Source organism: Azospirillum aestuarii (genome assembly GCF_016632405.1).
GTDB classification, from domain to species: domain Bacteria; phylum Pseudomonadota; class Alphaproteobacteria; order Azospirillales; family Azospirillaceae; genus Azospirillum; species Azospirillum aestuarii.
Genome location: NZ_JAEPIV010000081.1, coordinates 1 through 2,176 on the forward strand (window position 1 = coordinate 1; position 2,176 = coordinate 2,176).

2 protein-coding genes are annotated in these 2,176 nt (G+C 58.4%); both read right to left on the reverse strand.

Annotated features, from left to right (window positions below; all coding sequences use genetic code 11):
• A partial coding sequence (locus tag JJL56_RS32850) for a hypothetical protein (RefSeq protein ID WP_211112032.1) occupies positions 1-216 on the reverse strand: 216 nt, incomplete at its 3' end.
• 43 nt (positions 217-259) lie between these two features.
• Entirely contained in the window at positions 260-1,555 is a 1,296-nt protein-coding gene (locus JJL56_RS32650) for an ABC transporter ATP-binding protein (RefSeq protein ID WP_200487923.1), read from the reverse strand.
• Positions 1,556-2,176 lie beyond the last annotated feature (621 nt).

Sequence of the window (2,176 nt, forward strand, 5' to 3'; positions counted from 1 at the left end):
CCGTTCTACGCCCCGCCGTGTTTCGAAGATGGGCAGGAAGTGTAACGAAGTGTTGCAGAGCGCCTTCGAAGCCGGTGTGCATCCCAGGACACGATGCAGGCGGTTAGCGCAATGCCACAGCGTTGGCGCGATAGCTTGCAGTGGGCATTCGAGCGCGCTGACGTCGGCCAAGTCGCCTTCGGCCATGGCGATCAGGATGCCGGTGAGCTGAACCAACCATCAGTGTCAGATGCCGATCAGAGCCATGACGATGGCCGCCCTATGGCGATAGGGTGGACGTTATGTTGGACGCCCCTTGGTTCATCGGTGTCGAGGGACCCGCAACAGACCCTGTGCCACCGACCGGGGTGCCCAACGTACTCGACGAAGGGGGCTCAGCCTGGTCCCCCAGAAAGCGGCGAATATCCTCATACCTGACCCGGACGTCATCCAAGGTCTGATAATAGTTAAGGAGTTCGCGAAGCGGTCCTGACATATCCTTGTGAGCGGCCAGAACCGCCACGAGGGCTCCCAGAGAGAGACGTCCCTCGATCACCAAGTAGCCGCCGATTGTGTAAAAGAAGAACGGGGTAAGATGAGCGATGAAGTTGTTAAGTCCTTTGATGAAGAATTTTCGCCGATAGATGTCGAGCCGGATCGCCTGCACGCGCTTTAGTGACTGTGCAACGGCCAGCACCGGGGGTGACCGGTTGATCCGGTGGTGTGGGGACGCATCGGCCACTGCCGCACCAAACGAGCGCAATTCTCGCGACCGTTGGCGCGCCAGGGCGCTGACCCGGCGTTGCAGGCGGGGTACAAGGGCGATCTGAAGCGGAACCAGTGTTAGGGCAGCAGCTCCCAACACTGGGTCCTGGGCGATCATGAAGGCGAGGATCGTCAAAAACGTCCCTCCCTGGAGCACAGGAACCTGGAAGATATCGCCGGTGAAGCCGGCGATCGGCTCAACTTCCTGCACCAGCATCGGAATAACCAGGGCGTGGTCACATGGCGTCTTGCCCCGAGCCCAGGCTCGGAACGCGGCAAAGCGCATGCGGCGCATCATCCCTTCAGCCAGACCTCCCTGAAGCAAGCTGATGATGTATTTTAACGCCCCATTTGTCAGAACGGCGCCGAGATAAAGCATGCAAAGAGCAAATAGAAGTTCATAATTTGATATATCGACCCCGAATATTTTTGAAGTGTCTCCTTCAGCGTTCAGTGCTTTATTTATTATTTGCTTTGGGAGCTCAAGTATCGCGTAAAGGAGAGGCAGAGACAACAGAGCGGCCGCGAGAATGGTGGCTTGGTTTTTTCTGGTGTGTTTGAGGATGTACAGGAACAGACTGGGTGGAAATGGCGACACAACATCCCGCGAACTTTCCTTCTGAGAGCCGGGCAGGCGCTGCCGGACTGCACCGAGCCCCCAAGCCGTCACCAGGGCAAGAAATGCCAGTGGCGTCGCTACGAGGACGATATGGACAACAACGTGCATCCACAGGTACGGACTGGGAAAGACAGCCGTGATGATCCAATGGCTCAGCTGGTGGATGCGGTCCTGAAGGAGGAAATCGTTCATGTCATACCTAATGCAGCATCTGCTGGCGCACTGACGGAAGGCGCCCTCAAACGATCCAGTCTGCCGATTTAGCGCTCGATGTCCGTTTCGAGGGCTGGATCAAGCGGGTAAATCGATATGGTTTGGACGTGAACGCCATACGTGGCGGGAGGACGCCACGCCGACATCGGCGGTGTCTTGTTCCCGTTTTTCTCATCGGTTTTGCGGCATCCCAAGCAGGGTGATCCATGGGTGCATGAGAACGGACGACCGGAGCATGGTAGGCGCCCGGACCGTCCCTCAAAAGGGGCCGTTACACAGGTCTGCGACCGGTCTTCTAATGCAGTCGGGCTGTCTCGCCGCCGGCGCTCAAGCAGGATTTGGTGCCTACGCTCGCTCAGATGCACCATGATTGGAAGACGACGGCTGGATCCCCGGTGCAATCCATCGGGGACCCAGCGCACCGGTGTTGAGCGGTATCAGCTGTGATAGCCGGAAGCCGCTTGGCCGATGGCGAAGTCGAGATAGCTGTGCGCCTGGGCGTGGTTGCCCTGGTTGTGCAGATAAGTGCCGTAGGCGGCGTTGCGCTCGGCCATGCTTCGGGTGACGCGGTCAAGAGCGTGGTTGCCGTCCTTCAGAAGA

Coding starts and splice junctions, on each gene's coding strand:
- JJL56_RS32650 (WP_200487923.1), bottom strand. CDS start 1,555: ATGAACGATTTCCTCCTTCAGGACCGCATCCACCAGCTGAGCCATTGG.